Raw genomic sequence first — 20,694 nt, forward strand, 5'->3', positions numbered from 1 at the left:
GGGTCGTGTCGGGATCGGCGAGTAGCCTCAGCCCGTGACCTCTGCTGCTGATGGGCCCCTATTGCTGCTGGATGGAGCCAGTCTGTGGTTCCGCGCCTTTCACGCGATCCCCGACAAGATCACCGCGCCGGACGGCCGTTCGGTGAACGCGCTGCGTGGTTTCACCGACATGGTGGCATCGCTGATCACCAAGCACACCCCGAGCAGGCTGGTGGTGTGCCTGGACCTGGACTGGCGACCCGCGTATCGGGTGGATCTGGTGCCGTCGTACAAGGCGCACCGGCTGGACACCTCGCCGGATGCCGCGCCCGGCGCCGAGGTGGTTCCGGACACGCTGACGCCGCAGGTGGCGATGATCCTGGAGGTGCTCGGCGCGGCCGGCATCGCGACCGGCGGAGCGGCCGGGCTGGAGGCCGACGACGTGCTCGGCACCCTCGCCACCCGGGAGCGCACCGACGCGGTGATCGTCGTCAGCGGCGACCGCGACCTGCTCCAGCTCGTGCGGGATGAACCGGCACCGCAGGTGCGGGTGCTGTACGCGGGGCGCGGCCTGGCCAAGGCGGAATTGTTCGGCCCGGCCGAGGTCTCCGCGAAATACGGTGTGCCGCAGCAGAATGCGGGCCCGGCGTACGCCGACATGGCCACACTCCGCGGTGACGCCTCCGACGGCTTGCCCGGTGTCGCGGGCATCGGCGAGAAATCCGCGTCGATACTGATCTCACGCTTCGGTTCACTCGACGCTCTGCGCGCGGCCGTCGATGATCCCGACGCCGACCTCTCCAACGGTGTGCGCGCCAAACTCCGTGCCGCGCAGGAGTACTTGAAAGCGGCGGCGCCTGTCGTGCGTGTGGTGTGTGACGCCGACGTGGAACTCTCCCGCACCGACATCCTCCCCACCGAGCCCGTCGATCCGGTCCGGCTCCGGGAACTCGCCACCGCCTACAACGCTGAGAGCCCGATCACCCGCCTGATCACGGCCATGGGCGCAGCACGCGAAACCTGACCCCCATGCAGAAAATCCCATCGCGCACATTTCGCGATGGGACGGCTCGATTTCGACGCCGGGCTCGGACCGGTGCGGCCCACCCGTGGGTGGGCCGCACCGGGATGCAAGCGGGGTGGGAACTAGTTCGGGCGACCGACCTCGTAGGTACCGTCCTCCTTGGTGATCTTGATGGTCACCTTCTTGGCCTCGCCGCTGACCTTCAGATCGCACTGGAAGGTGGCATCGACCTTGACCTCCTCGCCGGACGGGCACGAGACGTCGCTGATGTCCTGGATGCCGTAGGAATCCGACAGCACCTTCTTCACGCCGTCCTGCACCGCGGCCTGATCCAGTTTGTCCTTGGCGGTCAACACCAGCACCAGGGCGATGATCGCGCCGACCACTACGACACCGAGCACGGAAAGGCCGATGATCAGGCCCTTGCCCTTACCGCCCTGCGGCTGCGCCTGCTGCGCACCCCACTGCGGCTGCTGCTGACCCCACTGCGGCTGCTGGCCTTGCTGGCCCCAGTCCTGTGGTTGGGACTGGCCCCACTGCGGCTGGCCCTGCTGCGCGGGCTGCTGCCCCCACTGGGGCTGCTGCGGTTGTTGCTGGCCCCACTGCGGCTGCTGCGGTTGCCCCCACTGCTGCGGCTGCTGTTGCTCACCCCAGGTCGGCTGCGCCGACGCCGGGGTCTGCGGTTGACCGCCCCACTGCTGCGTGGGACCTGCCCCGCCGGGTGCCTGCTGTCCGCCCCACTGCTGGGTGGGATCGTTGCGTCCCTCCCCGGGGTCGCTCGGTCCGAAAGGGCCGCTCATCTACTTGCCTCCACTCGCATCGTTGTACTCACGGTAGCCCCCCGCGTGGGCCTCGTCGCATGACACGACTCTTCCGCCACGGTCGGTACGCGAAAGAAATCAAATCACAAACGAATCAGCTGTGTTGAGATTGGCGGCGTTCACGGTCCCCTGGTTACGCAGGCTGCCTCCTGCCGGATCCGTCGCTCACACCGCTCAGGCGGCGTCCACCGCGACGACACCCCGCCGGATCGCCCGCACCGCCTTCGCCGCCGTGGCGGCGATCTCGGAATCGTCGGCGGTGCTGTGGATCTGATCGAGCAGATCGATCACCTGCCTGCACCAGCGCACGAAATCGCCCGCCGACAGTGGCGCGCCCTGATCACCACTGGCGAGCAACGAGTCGGCCAGCCCGTCCCCGCGCGCCCACTTGTAGACGCCGGTGACGAAGCCGAGATCCGGCTCCCTGGTCGGCGGAAGCTTGTGCCGGGCCTCATCGGAACGCAGCTCGGTCCACACGCCGATGGTCGCGCCGACCGCCCGCCGGATCGGCGCCGTCGGGCCGCTCGCGGCGAGATATCCACCCTCCTGACGGGATTCGTACACCAGGATCGAGACCACGCCGGCAAGTTCGGCGGGGCCGAGGCCGCGCCACAGTCCCTGCCGCAGACATTCGGCGACCAGCAAGTCGCTCTCGGCGTAGATGCGGGCCAGTCTGCGCCCGTCGGCGGTCACCTCACTCTCGTGCACGAACCCGCGCTCCTGCAAAAGCCCGAGGATCCGATCGAAGGTGCGCGCCAACGAGTTGGTGGTCGCGGCAACCTTCTGGCGCATCGATTCGGTTTCGCGCAGCAGCCGCTGGTAGCGCTCGCCGATCCGGGCCATCTGCTCGCGGTCGGGTCGCGTGTGCGCCGGATGCGAACGCAGGCTGCGTCGCAATGTGGACAGTTCGTGGTCCTCTGCCGCCGTGGAACGCTTGCCGCGCCGCGGCCTGCCGGGCGCCGAGATTCCGGTGCTGCGCAGCGCCGAGGCCAGATCGCTGCGAATGCGCGCGGTGCGATGGTCCACCCGGCGTGGCAACCGCATGTGTCCGAGCGCTTCGGCGGGCACCGGGAAGTCGGCGACCGATACCCGGCCCGCCCACTTGTCCTCGGTGAGCACCAAGGGACGCGGATCCCCCGGCGTCGCGTCCGGCTCCAGGATCACCGCGAGCCCGGCACGCCGCCCGGACGGAATCGCGACCACGTCGCCGCGGCGCAGTGCTACCAGCGCGTCCACCGCCGCACCCCGCCGGTCGGCCCGGCCCTGCTGCGCCAGCTGCCGTTCCCGCTGCTTGATCCGTTCGCGCAGCGCGAGATAGTCCAGGAACCCTCCCTTGCTGCCACCGAGCTGGTCGCGCAGCTTGCGCAACGCGGCCTCGTTGCGCTCGATGCCGCGCACCAGCCCGACCACCGAGCGGTCCGCCTGGAACTGGGCGAACGACCGCTCCAGCAGGGCACGTGACTCATCGGCGCCCATCCGGTCGATGAGATTGATCGACATGTTGTAGCCCGGCCGGAACGAGCTGCGCAGCGGGTACGTGCGCGTGGAAGCCAGGCCCGCGACCGCACTGGTATCCACCTCCGGCTGCCACAGCACGACAGCGTGGCCTTCGACGTCGATACCGCGCCTTCCCGCGCGCCCGGTCAGCTGGGTGTATTCCCCCGGCGTGAGTTCCGCGTGCGACTCGCCGTTGAACTTCACCAAGCGCTCCAGCACGACGGTGCGCGCGGGCATATTGATGCCGAGCGCCAGTGTCTCCGTGGCGAATACGGCTCGCACGAGCCCGTTGACGAACAGTTCCTCGACGGTATGCCGGAACGCAGGCAGCATGCCCGCATGGTGCGCGGCAAGCCCCCGGTGCAGTGCCTCGCGCCACTCCCAGTAGCCGAGCACCTCCAGATCGGTCTTGGGCAGATCGCCGGTGTGCTTCTCGATGATCGCGTCGACCTCGTCGCGCTCGTCCTCGCGGCTCAGCTCCAGCCGCGACCGCAGGCACTGCGCCAGCGCCGCGTCGCATCCCGCGCGGCTGAAAATGAACGTAATCGCGGGCAGCAGGCCCTCGTCGTCCAGTTTGGCCAGCACCTCGGGTCGCGGCAGCGGACGGAAATCGCGGCGCGGACCGCCGCGGCCGTTGCGCGGACCGCCCCAGCCGTTCATCCGGTCGGCAGCCGCACGGTGCCGGATGAATCGCACCAGATCTTCGTCGACGAGCACCTTCTGATCGGTGGACTTCGTGTCGAACAGGTCGAACATGCGCCGCCCCACCATGACGTGCTGCCACAGCGGCACCGGCCTGGTCTCGTCGACCACCACGGCGGTGTCGCCGCGCACGGTTTCCATCCAGGCGCCGAATTCCTCGGCGTTGCTGACCGTGGCCGACAGGCTGACCAGCCGGACGTCCGGCGGCAGGTGCAGGATGACCTCCTCCCACACCGCCCCGCGGAACCGGTCGGCGAGGTAGTGCACCTCGTCCATCACTACGTAGGACAGCCCGCGCAGAGCGTCGGAGGAGGCGTACAGCATGTTGCGCAGCACCTCGGTGGTCATCACGACCACCGGTGCGTCCGGGTTGATCGACTGATCGCCGGTCAGCAGGCCGACGCTGTCGCGGCCGTACCGTTCGGTGAAGTCGGCGAACTTCTGGTTCGACAGCGCTTTGATCGGCGTCGTGTAGAAGCACTTTCCACCCGCCGCCAGCGCCAGGTGTACCGCGAATTCGCCCACGACGGTCTTGCCCGCGCCGGTCGGGGCGCAGACCAGCACGCTGTGGCCGTCCTCGAGCGCCGCGCAGGCATTCTGCTGAAACGGATCCAGCTCGAACTTCAGCTCGGCCGAGAATACGGCCAACTCGCCCGTCTGCGACCGGTGATATGTCACCGTCAGAGGGTATCGGAGTAGTCCGACACGGGTCGCGCGGATTTCTCCCGCGGCGTCGTGATCGACCCCGCCGGATCGATCGGTTCGGGCCCGCCCAGCTCGGAGGCTTCCTCGTCGGACAGCGCGCCCCAACCCTCGCGCTCCTGGCGGGCGCGGCGGAGGTCGTTGATCCTGGCGAACTGGATGGCGACCTCGAACAGGACCGTCAGCGCCAGCGCGAGCGCCAGCATGGAGAACGGGTCTTGCGGGGTCACGATGGCGGCGAAGACGAACAAGCCGAACGTGATGCCGCGCCGCCACGCCTTGAGCCGCTGGTAGGTGAGGACACCGATCAGGTTCAGTCCGATGATCAGCAACGGCGTTTCGAAGCTGACGCCGAAGATGATGAGCAGGTTGATGATGAAGCCGAAGTACTGCGAACCGCTCAGCGCCGTGATCTGCACGTTGTCGCCGATGGTGAGCAGGAAGCTCAACGCGTGCGCGATGACGACGTAGGCCAGCACCGCACCAGCGGTGAACAACACCGTGCCCGAAGACACGAACCCGATCGCGTACTTACGCTCCTTGGCGTACAGCCCCGGCGTGATGAACGCCCACAGCTGATACAGCCAGATCGGCGCGGCGAGCACGACACCGGCGGTCATACCGACCTTCAAGCGCAAGGTGAACTGCTCGAACGGTGCAGTGGCCAGCAGACGGCACGCGCCATCCGGGCTCAGCGACGCGCGCGCCGACGCGGGCAGCGAACAGTACGGCCCGCGCAGAATCTCGCCGAGGCTCTCGATGCCGAGGAACGAATGCCCGTACCAGAGGAATCCGAGCACCGTGGTGACCAGCACCGCGGCGATCGAGACCAGCAGGCGGTAGCGCAGCTCCTGCAGATGCTCGATCAACGACATGGTGCCGTCGGGATTGGTCCTGCGCTTGCTGCGGCGCGGATCGAACGGGATTCGCATGGTTGGTGATCGCCCCTGGTTTGACGTGCCTCGCTCAGCTCGGCAACAGCGCTATGTCCGGAGTGAGCTCTTCCTCACCCCGGCACGAACGTTTCCGCTCAGACCGACTTCTGCTCGGTACGGGGCTCGGTGACCGACGGCGCCACCGGCTGCGCGGGCGGCAGCTGCTGCTGCTGCGCGGGCTCCTGCGTCGACGCGGTGGCGTTCGACGTGTTGCTCTCGCTCTGCATCTGGCTGACCTCGCTCTTGAAGATGCGCAATGATCGGCCCAGGCTGCGGGCCGCGTCAGGCATCCGTTTCGCGCCGAAGAACATCACGAAAACCACCGCAATGATCAGCCAGTGCCAGATGCTCAGACTGCCCATAATTTACCTCCCAAGACTGTGATGTCTCGATGCTACCGGACCGTGACGTGCGCGAACGCCGCCGTCACTGCTCGTTTCCCGGGGATTCGACCGGGCCGCTCGCCGCGGCGGCGCGCAGTTGAGTGAGCAGTTCACTGCCGGTCCAGCTGCGCCGATCGCCGTGTTCGGCGGCGACGATCAGTTCGATCAGCCGCTGGTTCACCGGCGTCGGTACCCCGACCATCGCACCCAACCCGACGATTTCACCGCACAGCCAGGAGATTTCGGTTTTGCGGCCGAGTTCCAGATCGTCCGCCATGGATGATCGCGCCGTCGGATCGATGGCGAGCACCTGCCCGAACACGCGCTGGAACAGGCGGTCGGGGACGGTCAGCAGCGCGACCATCACCCGCGGCGGCAGCGGGGTCAACCGGGCAGGGCGAATTCGCGCCCCGCTCATCGCCGTGAGCGCTTCGCGCTGCGCCAGCGCGAGGCAGCGGCGGAAGTCGCGGTCGGCGAGTTCCTCGCGCAGCGGGCGCCCGGACAGCGCGTTGATCGGGTTGTTGAGATTGAGCAGCAGCTTCGCCCACTGGACCGGGCGCAGGTCCGGGTAGCGGCGCAACCCGAGTCCCGCCTGCTCGAAGACATCGAGGAACGGAGCGAGTGCCGGGTCGTCCTGCACCGCGAGCCCACCCTCGGTGCCGCGGTGGAAGTGGCCGTCGGGATGGTGCACGACGTTGAACATCACCATGCCCGCCAGGACCACGCAGTGCGGTAGCAATTCCCGGATCACCGAGTCGTTGCCGATGCCGTTCTGCAGGCTCAGCACCACGGTGCCCGGCCGGATCTCGTCGCGGAGCCCGCGCACCGCCTCCGCGGTCGCCGCCGATTTGACCGTGACCAGCACCAGATCCGCCGATCCTGCGTCCTCCGGTTCGGTGGCGACATGGAACCGGTCGGCTGCCAGGGCGTCGTCGGCACCGTCCAGATCGGTGAGCCGCAGCCCTGAAGCGGTGATCTCGTCGAGCATCCGCCTGCGGCCGACCAGCGTGACCTGCGCCCCGGCTACTCCCAGCTTGCCACCGACGAACGTACCGATACTGCCCGCGCCGATCACGAGCACGCGACCCTTCACGCCGATTCAGCCCCTCGCGTCCGACGGGACACCCGCACCCGGTGCGGCGACGAGACGCCGGACGACCTGCTCCTCATCGAGCCTCCGCGGACATTGGGCCACCCGTCGGCTCGATACGGCGCTGTCGGTTGTCCCCTCATCGGGCCTCCAGGTCTCCGGCTTCCTCGTAGGCGGCCAGGGCGGCGTTCGAGCGCTCTCGCACCGCAGCGACCAGTTCCGGCGGACCGAGGACGGTGACGCCCGCGCCGAAGCCGAGCAACAGGCGTGCCATCCAGTCCAGCGTGGCGAACCGCATGGTCGCCTCCAGGCTGCCGTCGGGATGCACCGCGAGCCGGTGCATCGGGTACTGATCGAGTACCCAAGCGTAGTGAGCGTGAATGCGCAAGCGCGCCAAGGGAACCGCCGGATCGTCCTGGAACAGGTCGAGCCCGGCCGCCGCCTCGGTGGCATGTTCGGGCGCCCGCGCGGGCTCGTCCAGCGCCGTCGCGTCCTCGATTCGGTCGAAACGGAACAGCCGCACTCCTTCGGCCTGTCTGCACCATGCCTGCAGATAGCTGTTGTTGTCCACGAGGACGATGCGAATGGGGTCGACCACCCGTTCGGACACCACATCGCGGCTGGCGGAGTAGTACACCAGGCGCAGCGCGCGCCCGCGCGCCAGCGCCGACCGCACGGTGGCCACGCCGGGCGCCTCCCGCGGCGGCGTACGAGACTCGTCGGCCTCGGCTGCGTGCGCGGACCCGCCCGCGATGGCCGATTCGATCTTGGCTATGGCAGCGTGCGCGGCGGTCGGGTCGACCATACCGGGCATGTCCACGATCGAGCGCAGCGCGACCAGCAGTGCGGTCGCCTCGGTGGAGGTCAGCCGCAACGGCCGGTCGATGCCCGCGGAGAAGGTGACCTCGACGCTCTCCTCGGAGAACGACAGGTCGATCAGGTCGCCGGGGCCGTACCCGGGCAGCCCGCACATCCACAGCTGATTCAGGTCGCTCATCAACTGTTTGGTGGTCACACCCAGGTCGGCGGCGGCCTCCGCGGCGCTGATGCCGGGGTGCGCGATGAAATACGGGATCATATTGAGCAGCCGCGAAAGGCGCACCGAGAGCCTCGAACTCACCACGCCACCTCGCACATCGTGCCGAGTTCGCACTCGGCTGCACCCAATGCTCGCTCGCTACGCTCGCTCATGCCTCCGCCACGCTGACGCTCGGCTCCAGCCCGACCGAGCGGCGCTCGGCTGTACCCAATGTTCGCTCGCTACGCTCGCTCATGCCCGAACCTCCGTGTGGTCGAAGACCGAGCGCAGCCTGGCGATGACATCGGTCCTGAGCGCCTCGGGCGCGAGTACCACCGCATCCGGCCCGAGACCGGTGATGAGCCGGGCCAGCCAGTCGCGGGAGCGGACCGGCAGCTGCACGACGGCGCCCGTGCGACTTCCGAGGCTGCGCTCGCCGATGACCTGTCCGAGCCTGCGGATCTCCTGTCCGCGCCCGTCGGCGACCCACACCGTGGCCGAGCCGCTGACCGGCGCCGTGCTGGTGACCTGGTCGACGATCGCGCGCAGATCGACACCATCCGGCTTACGGACCGCATTGCGCGGGCCACAGGCGGTCACGTCGTCGCCGATCCGGGACAGCCGGAAGCTGCGCACCGCATCCCGATCCCGGTCGTGCCCGACGAGATACCAACGGCCGTGGTGGGTGACCACGCCCCACGGTTCGACGTCGCGCATCAAGTAGGGGGCGTTGATCGCGCCGCGGTGCTCGAATCGAACGGCCTGGCCAGCATCGATCGCGGCGAGCAGCTTGCCGAGCACCGGTTCCGAGCCGCGGGTGCGAGCCGGGACGGCGGGCACCGACGCCACCGCGGCGTCGGTCTCCACGTGGATACCCGCCGCGCGCAGTTTGAGCAGCGCGCCCTCCGCGGCTGCGGCGAGCTCGGGCGATTCCCACATCTGCACGGCCACCGCGACGGCGGCGGCCTCCTCGTCGGTCAGGTCGATATCGGGCAGTTCGTAGGCGTCCCGGTTGATCCGGTAGCCCTCGATCGTCGAATACCGGCTCACCGGTCCGACCTCGAGCGGTATGCCCAGATCGCGCAGTTCGTTCTTGTCCCGCTCGAACATCCGGCTGAACGCCTCGTCGCTGGCGGAGTCCTCGTATCCCGCGACACTGTCCCGAATCCGCTCCGCGGTCAGGAACTGCCGGGTCGACAGCAGCGCGATGACCAGATTCATCAGCCGCTCGACCTTGGATATCGCCACCCGATAGAGGGTAATCGGCGCCGCGCCGACACCGCGCGGCGGCGCGCAATTCAGTCGGTCACAGCGTGCGGACGGGCATCATCAAGGCATGATCATCGCTTTCTCCGTAACTCCGCTCGGCACCGGCGTGGACGTCGGGCGAGCCGTCGCTGAAGCGGTCCGCGTGGTACGCGCCAGCGGACTGCCCAATCGCACCGATGCCATGTTCACCACGGTGGAGGGCGAATGGGACGAGGTGATGGGCGTGGTGAAGCAGGCAACCGACGCGATCCTCGCGGTCGCGCCACGGTGCAGCCTGGTGCTGAAGGCCGACATCCGGCCGGGCATCACGGATGCTATGACTGCAAAAATCGACAAGGTCGAGCGGTACCTGTCGGAGAACTAGTGTCCGCCGCCGGACCGCCGACCCGATCACGAACTCGCCGCCCGCTGGCAGAACACAGACCCCACCGTCCGCCACACGAACTCCGGCGATGTTGCGGCGGATGAATGCCGCAAGAGTGTCGGATGCCGACGACAGCCCGAACGTAGACACTGGTCAAGACCTCGCGCAACGCGGACTCGGCGCCCTCGCGATAGCCACGACGCCGATGTAGACCAAGATCACGGCAGCGCCCGCATGGACCAGGCATGGGTCCTGGACGAACACACAAACCGACCGTGATCACACTCTCAACCCCGTCGAGTGCGAGTCTTACGAGCACCGTTCGCGGCCCGGCTCGCATCCGAGCGACCGAAGCGCATGCGCCGCGGGCGCTGGTCTCGGTCGCTCGGACGCGAGCCAAGAGAGGGCCGCGAACACGCCGCGCGGAGGCGCGGCAAATCCAACACAGCTCTCACATCGACGCGATGAGGCGATCCACGCGCTCGTCGACCGAGCGGAACGGATCCTTGCACAGCACAGTGCGCTGCGCCTGGTCGTTCAGCTTCAGGTGCACCCAGTCGACAGTGAAGTCGCGGCCCGCCTCCTGAGCGGCGGTGATGAAGTCACCGCGCAGCTTGGCCCTTGTGGTCTGCGGCGGGGTGTCCACTGCGGCGTCCACGGCCTCGTCCTCGGTGACCCGCTTGGCCAAGCCCTTGCGCTGCAGCAGGTCGAAGACGCCGCGTCCGCGCTTGATGTCGTGGTAGGCCAGATCCAGCTGAGCGATCTTCGGATCGGACAGCTCCATGCCGTAGCGGTCCTGATAACGCTGAAACAGCTTGCGTTTGATCACCCAGTCGATCTCGGTGTCGACCTTGGCGAAGTCCTGTGCCTCCACCGCGTCCAGGGTTCGGCCCCACAGGTCGACCACCTGATCTATCTGGGGATCGCGGTCGCGGTTGCGCAGATGCTCCACCGCGCGGGCGTAGTACTCGCGCTGGATCTCCAGGGCGCTGGCCTGCCGGCCGCCGGCCAGGCGCACCGGGCGGCGGCCTGTCAGGTCGTGACTGACCTCGCGGATCGCGCGGATCGGGTTGTCCAGGGCGAAATCGCGGAAGGAGACGCCCGCCTCGATCATCTCCAGCACCAGCGCGGCCGTGCCGACCTTGAGCATGGTGGTGGTCTCGGACATGTTGGAGTCGCCAACGATTACGTGCAGGCGGCGGTACTTCTCCGCGTCCGCGTGCGGCTCGTCGCGAGTGTTGATGATCGGGCGCGAGCGGGTGGTCGCCGAGGAGACGCCCTCCCAAATGTGCTCGGCGCGCTGCGAGAGGCAGAAGGTGGCGGCCTTCGGCGTCTGCAGCACCTTGCCCGCTCCGCAGATCAGCTGGCGGGTTACCAGGAACGGCAGCAGCACGTCCGAGATCCGGGAGAACTCGCCCGCGCGGACCACGAGGAAGTTCTCGTGGCAGCCGTAGGAGTTGCCTGCGGAGTCGGTGTTGTTCTTGAACAGATAGATGTCGCCGCCGATACCTTCTTCGGCCAGACGCTGCTCGGCGTCGATCAGCAACTCTTCGAGGACCCGCTCGCCTGCTCGGTCGTGGGTCACCAACTGCGCCAGGTTGTCGCATTCCGCGGTCGCGTACTCCGGGTGCGACCCGACATCGAGGTAGAGCCGAGCACCGTTGCGAAGGAACACGTTCGAGCTACGGCCCCAGGACACCACCCGGCGGAACAGATACCGGGCCACCTCGTCGGGGGACAGTCGACGGTGACCGTGGAAGGTGCATGTCACACCGAACTCGGTCTCGATCCCCATGATTCGTCGCTGCACACTATCGACATTACAGCCATGTCATGGACTTGCGTGGTTCAGCGAACAACCCGGATGCATACGTCTTCGCAACGATTTGGCCCGCTTTGTCGGAATTCGCACGGTTGACCCCGTGCTTGCACCGAAGAATGCACACCCGGATCCGGAACCGGGACGCGACGGAACGGCCCGCGAACGAGGCTCCGTCGATGCATCGTTCACGGGCCGTGGAACTCGGCCGCCCGGCGCTTCACTCCGACTTCGGAGCGACCTCCGCAGGGGATTCCTCGTCCTTCGACTCCGGCTCATCTGCCGCCTTCGCCGGGCTCAGCAACCGCTCCAGCGCGGTGTTGGTGACCCGCCGGAACGCCCGGCGCGGCCGGGCCTGCTCCAGCGTGGCCACCTCGAGCGAGTTCACGCCCAGCACCCGCTTCTCCTTCTCGGTGCCCTCCGGCACGCCGGCCTGCAGCGCGCGCACCGCGACACCGACCGCGGAGGCCAGGTCGAGACCCGACTTGTAGGAGGCCTTCAGCGCTGTGACGATCGGCTCGGTCGTGCCGCCCATCACCACGAACTCGCGCTCGTCCACGATCGAACCGTCGAAGGTGATCCGGTACAGCACCGACCGCGCGGCCTGTTCCGGATAGCCTACCTCGGCCACGCAGATCTCCACCTCGTACGGCTTGAGCTGGTCGGTGAAGATCGAACCCAGAGTCTGCGCGTACGCGTTGGCCAGGGCGCGGCCGGTGACATCGCGGCGGTCGTACTGGTAACCGCGGATGTCGGCCTGCAGGATGCCGCCCCTGCGCAGGTTCTCGAACTCGTTGTACTTGCCGACCGCGGCGAACCCGACCCGGTCATAGAGCTCACTCACCTTGTGCAGCGTCGCGGACGGATTCTCCGCGACGAACAGCACACCCTTGTCGTAGGCCAGCACTACGACACTGCGACCCCGACCGATGCCCTTTCGCGCGAGCTCGGTCTTGTCGCGCATGATCTGCTCGGCCGATGCGTAGTACGGCAGTGTCATACTCAGGCGCTCCCTTCTTCGGCGGCCTCACGGTCGGCGATGATCCCGCGGGTGATCTCCGCCAGCCGCGACTCGGTCACCTCGACCGCGCCCTCGTCATCGACAACAATCGCCGTCGGGAAGATGCCGCGCAGCAGATCCGGACCACCCGTCGCGGTATCGTCGTCAGCCGCGTCGAACAGCGACTCGACAGCGATGCGCAGCGCACGATCCTGATCGATTCCCTTGGCGTACAACTTCTTCAGCGCGGACTTCGCGAACACCGAGCCGGAACCGACCGCGGCATAGCCGAACCGCTCCTCACTGCGTCCACCCACCACATCGAACGACACGATGCGGCCCGCCTTGTCCGGATCGGCGGCATCGAGTTCGTAGCCGACCAACATCGGCACCACCGCAAGACCCTGCAGGGCCGCGGGCAAATTCTCTCGCACCATCTTCGACAGCTTGTTCGCCTTGCCGTCGAAGGTCAGCGGCACGCCCTCGAGTTTCTCGTAGTGCTCCAGCTCCACCGCGAAGATCCGCACCAGTTCCACGGCCATCCCTGCGGTACCGGCGATGCCGGCCGCGGAGTAGCTGTCGGTGATGTAGACCTTCTCGATGTCCCGGCTGGCCAGCAGGTTCCCTTGCGTGGCACGCCGGTCACCGGCAATCAGCACACCGCCGCGGTAGCTGACCGCGACGATGGTCGTGCCGTGCGGAGCGATGTCCTTCGCGGAAGTGCCGCCGGAAATTCCGGCGGCACCCTGTCCGAATCTGCTGGAAGGCAACAGGTCCGGAGCATGCGCGCGCAAGTATTCGGAGAAGGAAGAGAGGGCGTACCCCAAGTGGAGACGCGAGGGGTCACCTACTGTCACTGGCCGCCTTTCTGGACGTACGCACGAACGAAGTCTTCGGCGTTCTCCTCGAGTACGTCATCAATTTCGTCGAGCAGGTCGTCGGTATCCTCCGCCAGCTTTTCGCGGCGCTCCTGACCCGCGGCGTCGACACCATCCGGGCCCTCGTCCTCGTCGCCGCCCCCGGCGCGCTTGGTCTGCTCTTGTGCCATGGCAGCCGACCTCCTCTGTCCTCATCATGACCGGAGCCCATCTGAGCACGGCTCCGATCATGAGCAATGTCCGTGCTCGTCCTTCAACACTACCCAGCGACACCAACACTGTGTCTAATTTGCGACGCGCTGTGTTTATGGCCGCGCCTGCCGCGCGGCGTGTTCGCGGCCCCCTTTTGGCTCGCGTCCGAGCGGCCGCCGCTGGCGACTTCGTCGCGAACGCGCCGGCCGCTCGGACGCGAGCCGGGCCGCGAACGGGTAATGCTCGGTCTCGCTGCGCTCGAAAACAGGAGTGGGGCCGATGTGGCTTCGTCAGGACGCAACCATCGGGCCACAGGCACGCTGGGTCGATCGGCCGGACCGGTTTCTTAGTCACCGCGACGAACGACCGACCGCACAACTCGCACCAGCGACTCGGCTGCAAACCCGACTTCGGGGAGGCGAGATCGAACATTGCCTGGGTCGCGGTGCAGCGGGCACTCTGAGAACGGCGCCCTACGTGGTGAGCTGTTCGACCAGGTCGGCGGCGGTGTCGACGCCGTCGAGCAGCTTCCCGACGTGCGCTTTGGTGCCGCGGCGCGGCTCGAGAGTGGGGATGCGGACCAGCGAGTCCCCGCCCAGATCGAAGATCACCGAATCCCAGCTCGCCGCGGCGATATCGGCGCCGAAACGGCGCAGGCATTCGCCGCGGAAGTACGCGCGCGTGTCGGTGGGCGGATTGGTCATGGCGTCCAAGACTTGCTGCTCGTTGATCAACCGCTTCATCGAGCCGCGCGCGACCAGGCGGTTGTAGAGGCCCTTGTCCAGGCGCACGTCGGAGTACTGCAGGTCCATCAGGTGCAGCTTGGGGGCCGCCCAGCCCAGGCCCTCCCGGCTGCGCATGCCCTCGAGCAGGCGCAGCTTGGCGGGCCAGTCGAGCAAGCTCGCGCACTCCATCGGGTCGCGCTCCAGCAGGTCGAGCACCATGGCCCAGTTCTCGATGATGTCCTGGACGCGCTTGTCGTCGTTGCCCGCGCGGTCCACGAACTCGACCACCCGATCCAGATAGACGCGTTGCAGCGCGAGACCGGTGAGCTCGCGGCCGTCGGCGAGCGCGACGGTGGCCCGCAGGGTCGGATCGTGGCTGATCGCGTGCACCGCGGTGACCGGGCGGGCCAGCTGCAGGTCGGACAAGTCCTCCCCCGCCTCGATCAGGTCGAGGACCAAGGCGGTGGTGCCGACCTTGAGGTAGGTCGACATCTCGGCCAGGTTGGCATCGCCGATGATGACGTGCAGCCTGCGGTACTTGTCCGCGTCGGCGTGCGGTTCGTCGCGAGTGTTGATGATGCCGCGCTTGAGCGTGGTCTCCAGGCCGACCTCGACCTCGATGTAGTCGGAGCGTTGGGACAGCTGGAAACCCGCATGGTCGCCGGACTGGCCGATGCCGACCCGGCCGGAGCCGCAAATCACCTGGCGGGACACGAAGAACGGGGTCAGCCCCACGATGATTTGGTTGAACGGGGTGTCGCGGCTCATCAGATAGTTCTCGTGGGTGCCGTAAGAGGCGCCCTTACCGTCGACATTGTTCTTGTACAGCTGCAGGCGCGGGGCTCCCGGCACGCTCGAGGCGTGCCGTGCGGCGGCCTCCATCACCCGCTCGCCCGCCTTGTCCCAGATGACCGCGTCCAAGGGGTCGGTGACCTCGGGCGCGGAGTATTCGGGGTGAGCGTGGTCGACGTAGAGACGGGCGCCATTGGTGAGAATCATGTTGGCCGCGCCGACCTCATCGGCGTCGATCACAGGCGCGGGCCCATTCATCCGGCTCAGGTCGAATCCGCGCGCGTCACGCAGCGGCGACTCCACCTCGTAGTCCCAGCGGGTGCGCTTCGCCCGCGGCACACCCTCGGCCGCGGCGTACGCGAGAACCGCCTGCGTGGAGGTGAGGATCGGGTTGGCCGACGGCTCGGTAGGGGTCGAGATGCCGTACTCGACCTCGATTCCGATGATGCGCTGCATGGTGTCGAGCCTAGGCGACGCACCCGGCCGCACCCGTCGCGACCGGCGGAGTCCAAATGTCATACCGCAGGTGGTACTTCCGGAGGACCCCTCCCGCGCAGGTCGACGCGATAGTCGGTACATGACCGAATCTATCGCCGAGCTCGGCGCGGATACCCGGGGGCCGCACCGCGTGCCGGAACCGACAACGCCGCCCGCACCCACCCGATTGGTCGCGCTGGACGTGCTGCGCGGGATCGCGATACTCGGCACACTGGGCACCAACATCTGGATCCTCACCAACCCGGAGGGCCTGGTCGGGTACCTGCACGAGCTGGGCGAGTCGGCCGGTGGATGGATGTGGACCGAACGGGTGCTCCAGCAGCTGACACAGGGCAAGTTCCTCGGGTTGCTCACCATCATGTTCGGCATCGGACTCGCCATCCAGCAACGCTCGGCGACCAGGGCCGGCCGCTCCTGGCCGGGCAGCTATCCGTGGCGCGCCGGCCTACTGTTTCTGGACGGTCTGCTGAACTTCGTGTTGGTGGCCGAATTCGACGTGCTGATGGGTTACGCGGTGACCGGCCTCGTCGTCGCCTTCGTGCTCGCCACGGGAGAACGAGCGCAACGGCGCTGGCTTGTCGTCGCGGCGGGCATTCATCTGGCCATGCTCATGCTGATCGGATTCGCTATAGCGCTTGCACCGCAACAGGATTCGACACTGCGCGAGCCGCTGGACCCGAACCCTTACGCGGACGGCTCATGCTGGGATCTCGTGCTCTTTCGACTGGCGAACGCGGAGCTGTTCCGCGCCGAGGCGGTCTTCGTGTTCGCCATGTCGGTCGCACTGTTCCTGGTCGGCGTCCGGCTGTTCCACGCGGGCGTGTTCCGACCGGAGGGCACGACAATTCGGAGGCGGCTCATGATCGTCGGGTTCGGGATCGCCGCGCCGATCGATCTGGCTGTCGGCATCGCGGGCGGCGGCGACCTGATCTTGTTCACCCGCTACGGCACCGCTCCGTTCGTCGCCCTCGGCATTCTGTCGGCGGTCGCCGAGTTCTACGTGCGCCGTCCTCGGGTCGGGTTTGTCGGCCGTCGTTTCGCCGAGGTCGGCCGCACCGCGCTCAGCTGCTATATCCTGCAGAACCTGGTGGCGTCGATCCTGTGCTACGGCTGGGGTTTCGGACTCGCCGCCCACGTGTCCTCCTGCTACCGTGTTCCGTTCACCGTCGGGGTCTACCTTGCTGTGTCGCTGATCATCGTCATCGGTGCGCACCTGTGGTTACGCCGCTTCGAGCGCGGCCCGATCGAATGGCTGTGGAACGCCGCTACCGGGCGCTCGCCCGCTCGTGACACCGATCGGCTCGCACGCATCCTCGACAACGGCGGTCGAGAGCGCGACCAGGAGCGGATTGAAGCCCGGTACGACGACCGAAGACCGCCGAATCCGAGCTCGAATCCTCGCTGAACACGCCGGGCCATCGGACTGCCGACGTGGCGGCTTGCGCTCCGGAGATACCGGCGTTACGGCGGCGCCTCGCAGTGTGTGCCGACCAGACGTCCCACAGGGCGGCGTTGTGGGGGTAGACGCGGTCGACGACCTCCCGCGCGGGCAGCACGCGGAGGCGACTGCGGCTGTGAACGGACCAAGCACCCGGCGGACACCTGGCGATCTGTGCGAGCACTATGCGTCTCGCTCGGCCTCGGCACCCGAATCTGCCGCTAGGCCCGCCCACCATTCCCGCTGCTGGGGCAGAATCGGGGTATGGCAACGGCAACCTGGCACGGCCGCGTCCTCGCGACCAGCGACGACACCCTCGTCGTCGAAGGCAACCACTACTTCCCCCCGGACTCGGTGCACTCCGAGTTCTTCCAGCCCTCCGACACCAACACGGTCTGCCCCTGGAAGGGCACCGCGAGCTACTACACGGTGGTGGTCGACGGTGAATCCAACCCGGACTCCGCCTGGTACTACCCCGACCCGAAACCCGAAGCAGCCCAGATCAAAAACTACGTCGCCTTCTGGCGCGGTGTCGACGTCACCGACAACTGACGCCCTCCCGACCGGAGTCGAATGACGGTCCCGAGGTGCGTGTGGGCCGCCTTTCGACACAGGCGCGCGTCCGAGCGCTCGGAGCGCCGGGGCCCGGCGCGAAACCGCATCGGCATCGACCTGGCGGATCCTGGCCGCGGTGATCGTCCCGGTATCAGCGGCGATCGGCAAAGTGCGACGGTCGCGGCATCGAAAAGGCTACGCTCGTCGGAGGATCCAGCGAGAGTGCGTCAGCCGGGGGCATCCGATGAAGGCTCTGGTCATCAACGACTTCTCGACGTCGACAGACGCCCGGGCCGCCGCGCCACGGGCGGGTACCGCGCTACTACGACCCGGAATCCTGGCCCTCGAAGGCGCGATCGGCTCGACAGAGTTACACGCCCATCACGCGGTGCAGATCGTCGCGGCCTGTAGCCCGATAGTGGTGGTGGATGGAAGCGGTACCCGCCTGCACGGCACCCACGTGATCGTTCCCACCGACGCGCCGCATCGGATCGATGTCGGCGCCGCACACGGCACTGCCGTCTACCTCGACCCGGAGACCGCCGCCGGTGCCGCCGCCGACCGCAGAGCGCACCTGCACGGCTGGGCCGACATAGTCGGAATCGACCCTGATCACGGCGATTTGACCGAGCATGTCACCGCCGTCGTCGATGATCTGCTGCGTCAGGGCGGCGAGACCGGCACGGTCGAGCGGAACGCCGTCGTGACCGCGGCGCTGCACCTGCTGCCCGCACTGGTCCGAGAGGGCTCGGTGCGTGGCTCGGACATCGCACGCCAGCTGGGTGTTTCGACGACACGACTGACGCAACTGTTCGTCGAGCAGGTCGGAATCCCGTTGCGCCGCTATATTCTCTGGCTGCGTCTGCACATCGCGACAACCCGGGTGATGGCTGGCGACGACCTCGCCGCGGCCGCGCACGCCGCGGGCTTCTCCGATACCGCGTACCTGACCCGGACCTGCAGGCGCACCTTCGGGCTACCACCTTCCGCCCTGATCGGTACAGCCGACCGTGATATCGGCGAGTAGCCGAATCTTGCCGGATCAGCCCCCTTCGCCCCGACGACCAGGGCTGCGCCGGCGGGCGCTGCATGCCGGGCACTCAGGTGGTGCTCGATTCGCGCGACCGGACCTGAGCTGTGTGCGGCCCGTGTGCCGCACGATGCCGAAGCCGCGCGCCCGGCTAGCGACGAGGCACGCGGTCGGGTTGGTGACATGCCAGTTGAAATTCGCCGATTCGGAAGCATCGTCGGAGCGATCCTCTCTCGAGGTGGCGTGCGGTGTTGACGTTACCCTCGACCCGTGCCGATTCCGCCTCGCCGTGAGTCACCGGACGCCGACGCACCGGGCTCCGAGCTGATCGCGGTCTACGACCCGGCGGGCGAACCGGTCGGCGCCGCGACCCGGGCCACGGTCTACCGCGACGGACTGTGGCATGCCAGCGCCGGTGTGCTGTTGCGGTCGCGGGACGGCGACCGGATCTACGTGCACCGCCGCACCGACACCAAGATGGTCTTCGCGGGCATGCACGACTGCCTCGCGGGCGGCGTGGTCGAGCCGGGCGAGACTCCGCGCGACACCGCCATCCGCGAACTCGCCGAGGAATTGGGCATCGTGCTCGGCCTGCACGATGCCGCCCCGCAGCCGCTGGCGAGCGTCTCCTGGGACGGCGACTGGCAGGGCAGGCCCATGCGTTGCCACCTGTTCGCGTACGAAGTGCGCTACGCGGGACCGATCCGGCACCAGCCCGAGGAGATCGCCGACGGCTGGTGGTGCACCGATGCCGAACTGCGCGCGCACCTTGCCGACCCGGACTGGCCGTTCGTCCCGGACACCCGCTTGCTGATCCCGGACATACTGACCGGAACGGCCCACCGGCCGAAGGACGCCGGCGGGCCGCCGCGATGATCAGCTCGACGAGGTCACCGAACCGGCCCACGCTGCGAACGCGCCGGGGTTTCGGGTTTGCAGCAGTACCCGGCCGGGACCGGTGAAGTCGAATACGAATCCCTCGCCCGACTTCAGCGACTGGATCGACCGGCCCGAAACTGCGCGGCGGATAGTGAAATTCATCGCCAGGTCATAGGCCACCACGTGGCCGGTGTCGATGGTGATCGGCTCGCCCGGTTGCAGATCGATGACATCGATCGCGCCGAACACGCCGACGACGATCTCCCCCTCGCCGTGCGCGCGAAGGCCGAACCCGCCCTCGCCACCGAACAGGTTCGCGAAACCGCCCCACTTGCTCTCCACCTGCACGCCGTGTGAGTTGGCGATCCAGCCGCCGCGGCTGATGAAGAACGGGCGATCCGGACTGATCTGAAGATTCAGCATGTCGCCCGGCAGCGCGGGCGCGACATCGACCCAGCCGCCCTGCGACGGCGCGGTGAACGTCGAGACGAAGAACGACTCGCCGGCCAGCACCGACCGCTTCAATCCGGCCAAGATGCCGCCTTCGGCCTTGGCCTGCAACGTGACTCCCGCCGAATGGGCGACCATGGCACCGCTCTCGACGCGCATCGGCTCGCCACCCGCTAGGAAGCACCGCGCGATGGTCGAGGCGGGGTTGTGGCGCAGTTGTACCTTCATGCCCGCCGACCCTACCGCCTGATTCCCACGGGACCGTCGGCCGGATCAGGGCCGAGGGATCACCCCGAGCGCGGCGTCGTCCCGCGCGACGACGGCGCCACCGTCCGCGGTCAGCACGATGGGCCGTTGGATCAGCTTCGGGTGTTCGGCCAGCGCCTCGATCCACCGGTCCCGGTCCGCGGCGCTGCGCCCCCAGCTCGCCATACCCAGATCCTCGGCGATCTGCTCGCCGATCCGGGTGATGTCCCACGGTTCGGCGCCGAGCCGCCGCAGCACGTCACGCAGTTCGGCAGCGGTCGGCGGCTCGTCGAGGTATTTGCGCACCGAGTACTCGATGCCCTCCTCGTCGAGGAACGCGGTCGCGTTGCGGCTCTTGGTGCACCGCGGGTTGTGCCAGATCTGTGTCTGCCGGGAGGTCATGCACGC

20 protein-coding genes are annotated in these 20,694 nt (G+C 67.8%); 6 read left to right on the top strand and 14 right to left on the bottom strand.

Annotation, left to right across the window (positions count from 1 at the left end; genetic code table 11):
- Window positions 1-34 precede the first annotated feature (34 nt).
- Window positions 35-1,003, top strand: a complete 969-nt coding sequence (locus AB4Z47_RS03800; RefSeq protein WP_441947832.1) for a 5'-3' exonuclease — start codon at window positions 35-37, stop codon at window positions 1,001-1,003.
- A gap of 122 nt (window positions 1,004-1,125) precedes the next feature.
- On the opposite strand, the gene AB4Z47_RS03805 is transcribed toward AB4Z47_RS03800, so the two are convergent.
- From AB4Z47_RS03805 to AB4Z47_RS03835, 7 genes are all read right to left on the bottom strand, one after another.
- On the bottom strand, window positions 1,126-1,803 hold the full coding sequence (locus AB4Z47_RS03805; protein ID WP_441947834.1) for a DUF4333 domain-containing protein: 678 nt from the start codon (window positions 1,801-1,803) through the stop codon (window positions 1,126-1,128).
- A 195-nt stretch (window positions 1,804-1,998) separates the two neighbouring features.
- A complete protein-coding gene (locus AB4Z47_RS03810; protein WP_441947835.1) occupies window positions 1,999-4,701 on the bottom strand; it encodes a DEAD/DEAH box helicase in 2,703 nt (900 codons plus the stop codon).
- A gap of 2 nt (window positions 4,702-4,703) precedes the next feature.
- Window positions 4,704-5,657: a twin-arginine translocase subunit TatC gene (tatC, locus tag AB4Z47_RS03815; protein ID WP_441947837.1), complete on the bottom strand. Its 954-nt coding sequence runs from the start codon at window positions 5,655-5,657 to the stop codon at window positions 4,704-4,706.
- Between the two features lie 98 nt (window positions 5,658-5,755).
- Entirely contained in the window at window positions 5,756-6,022 is a 267-nt protein-coding gene (gene tatA, locus AB4Z47_RS03820; RefSeq protein ID WP_441947838.1) for a Sec-independent protein translocase subunit TatA, read from the bottom strand.
- A 64-nt stretch (window positions 6,023-6,086) separates the two neighbouring features.
- Complete coding sequence (locus AB4Z47_RS03825) at window positions 6,087-7,136, bottom strand: 2-dehydropantoate 2-reductase (protein ID WP_441947839.1); 1,050 nt, start codon at window positions 7,134-7,136, stop codon at window positions 6,087-6,089.
- Window positions 7,137-7,272: 136 nt separating this feature from the next.
- Entirely contained in the window at window positions 7,273-8,253 is a 981-nt protein-coding gene (locus tag AB4Z47_RS03830; protein ID WP_441947841.1) for a helix-turn-helix transcriptional regulator, read from the bottom strand.
- A gap of 150 nt (window positions 8,254-8,403) precedes the next feature.
- Window positions 8,404-9,399: a helix-turn-helix transcriptional regulator gene (locus AB4Z47_RS03835; RefSeq protein ID WP_441947843.1), complete on the bottom strand. Its 996-nt coding sequence runs from the start codon at window positions 9,397-9,399 to the stop codon at window positions 8,404-8,406.
- A gap of 88 nt (window positions 9,400-9,487) precedes the next feature.
- Here AB4Z47_RS03835 and AB4Z47_RS03840 point away from each other — a divergent pair, with 88 nt between their 5' ends.
- Complete coding sequence (locus AB4Z47_RS03840; protein ID WP_441947845.1) at window positions 9,488-9,784, top strand: thiamine-binding protein; 297 nt, start codon at window positions 9,488-9,490, stop codon at window positions 9,782-9,784.
- A gap of 451 nt (window positions 9,785-10,235) precedes the next feature.
- On the opposite strand, the gene pafA is transcribed toward AB4Z47_RS03840, so the two are convergent.
- From pafA to dop, 5 genes are all read right to left on the bottom strand, one after another.
- Window positions 10,236-11,594 (bottom strand): Pup--protein ligase, encoded by a 1,359-nt coding sequence (gene pafA / locus AB4Z47_RS03845; protein WP_441947847.1) that lies wholly within the window; start codon window positions 11,592-11,594, stop codon window positions 10,236-10,238.
- Between the two features lie 229 nt (window positions 11,595-11,823).
- Window positions 11,824-12,603 (bottom strand): proteasome subunit alpha, encoded by a 780-nt coding sequence (prcA, locus tag AB4Z47_RS03850; protein WP_441947849.1) that lies wholly within the window; start codon window positions 12,601-12,603, stop codon window positions 11,824-11,826.
- Between the two features lie 2 nt (window positions 12,604-12,605).
- Complete coding sequence (gene prcB / locus AB4Z47_RS03855; RefSeq protein WP_441947851.1) at window positions 12,606-13,460, bottom strand: proteasome subunit beta; 855 nt, start codon at window positions 13,458-13,460, stop codon at window positions 12,606-12,608.
- Complete coding sequence (locus AB4Z47_RS03860; protein WP_040790983.1) at window positions 13,457-13,651, bottom strand: ubiquitin-like protein Pup; 195 nt, start codon at window positions 13,649-13,651, stop codon at window positions 13,457-13,459. The genes prcB and AB4Z47_RS03860 overlap by 4 nt, the downstream gene beginning before the upstream one ends.
- A 495-nt stretch (window positions 13,652-14,146) precedes the next feature.
- The gene (dop, locus tag AB4Z47_RS03865; RefSeq protein ID WP_441947853.1) at window positions 14,147-15,646 is read right to left on the bottom strand and encodes a depupylase/deamidase Dop; all 1,500 of its coding nucleotides are present in this window, start codon (window positions 15,644-15,646) and stop codon (window positions 14,147-14,149) included.
- 121 nt (window positions 15,647-15,767) lie between these two features.
- Here dop and AB4Z47_RS03870 point away from each other — a divergent pair, with 121 nt between their 5' ends.
- The 4 genes from AB4Z47_RS03870 (at window position 15,768) to AB4Z47_RS03885 (ending at window position 19,587) form a co-directional block, all read left to right on the top strand.
- Window positions 15,768-17,093 (top strand): DUF418 domain-containing protein, encoded by a 1,326-nt coding sequence (locus tag AB4Z47_RS03870; protein ID WP_441947855.1) that lies wholly within the window; start codon window positions 15,768-15,770, stop codon window positions 17,091-17,093.
- 297 nt (window positions 17,094-17,390) lie between these two features.
- A complete protein-coding gene (locus AB4Z47_RS03875) occupies window positions 17,391-17,678 on the top strand; it encodes a DUF427 domain-containing protein (protein WP_441947857.1) in 288 nt (95 codons plus the stop codon).
- A gap of 247 nt (window positions 17,679-17,925) precedes the next feature.
- The gene (locus tag AB4Z47_RS03880; protein WP_441947858.1) at window positions 17,926-18,708 is read left to right on the top strand and encodes a helix-turn-helix domain-containing protein; all 783 of its coding nucleotides are present in this window, start codon (window positions 17,926-17,928) and stop codon (window positions 18,706-18,708) included.
- A gap of 273 nt (window positions 18,709-18,981) precedes the next feature.
- The gene (locus AB4Z47_RS03885; protein ID WP_441947860.1) at window positions 18,982-19,587 is read left to right on the top strand and encodes an NUDIX hydrolase; all 606 of its coding nucleotides are present in this window, start codon (window positions 18,982-18,984) and stop codon (window positions 19,585-19,587) included.
- On the opposite strand, the gene AB4Z47_RS03890 is transcribed toward AB4Z47_RS03885, so the two are convergent.
- Complete coding sequence (locus AB4Z47_RS03890; protein WP_441947861.1) at window positions 19,588-20,268, bottom strand: TIGR00266 family protein; 681 nt, start codon at window positions 20,266-20,268, stop codon at window positions 19,588-19,590. It abuts the gene before it with no gap.
- A 45-nt stretch (window positions 20,269-20,313) separates the two neighbouring features.
- A complete protein-coding gene (locus AB4Z47_RS03895; protein ID WP_441947863.1) occupies window positions 20,314-20,688 on the bottom strand; it encodes an arsenate reductase family protein in 375 nt (124 codons plus the stop codon).
- Window positions 20,689-20,694: the final 6 nt, after the last annotated feature.

It is taken from the genome of Nocardia sp. 2TAF39 (assembly GCF_052114905.1).
GTDB lineage: Bacteria > Actinomycetota > Actinomycetes > Mycobacteriales > Mycobacteriaceae > Nocardia.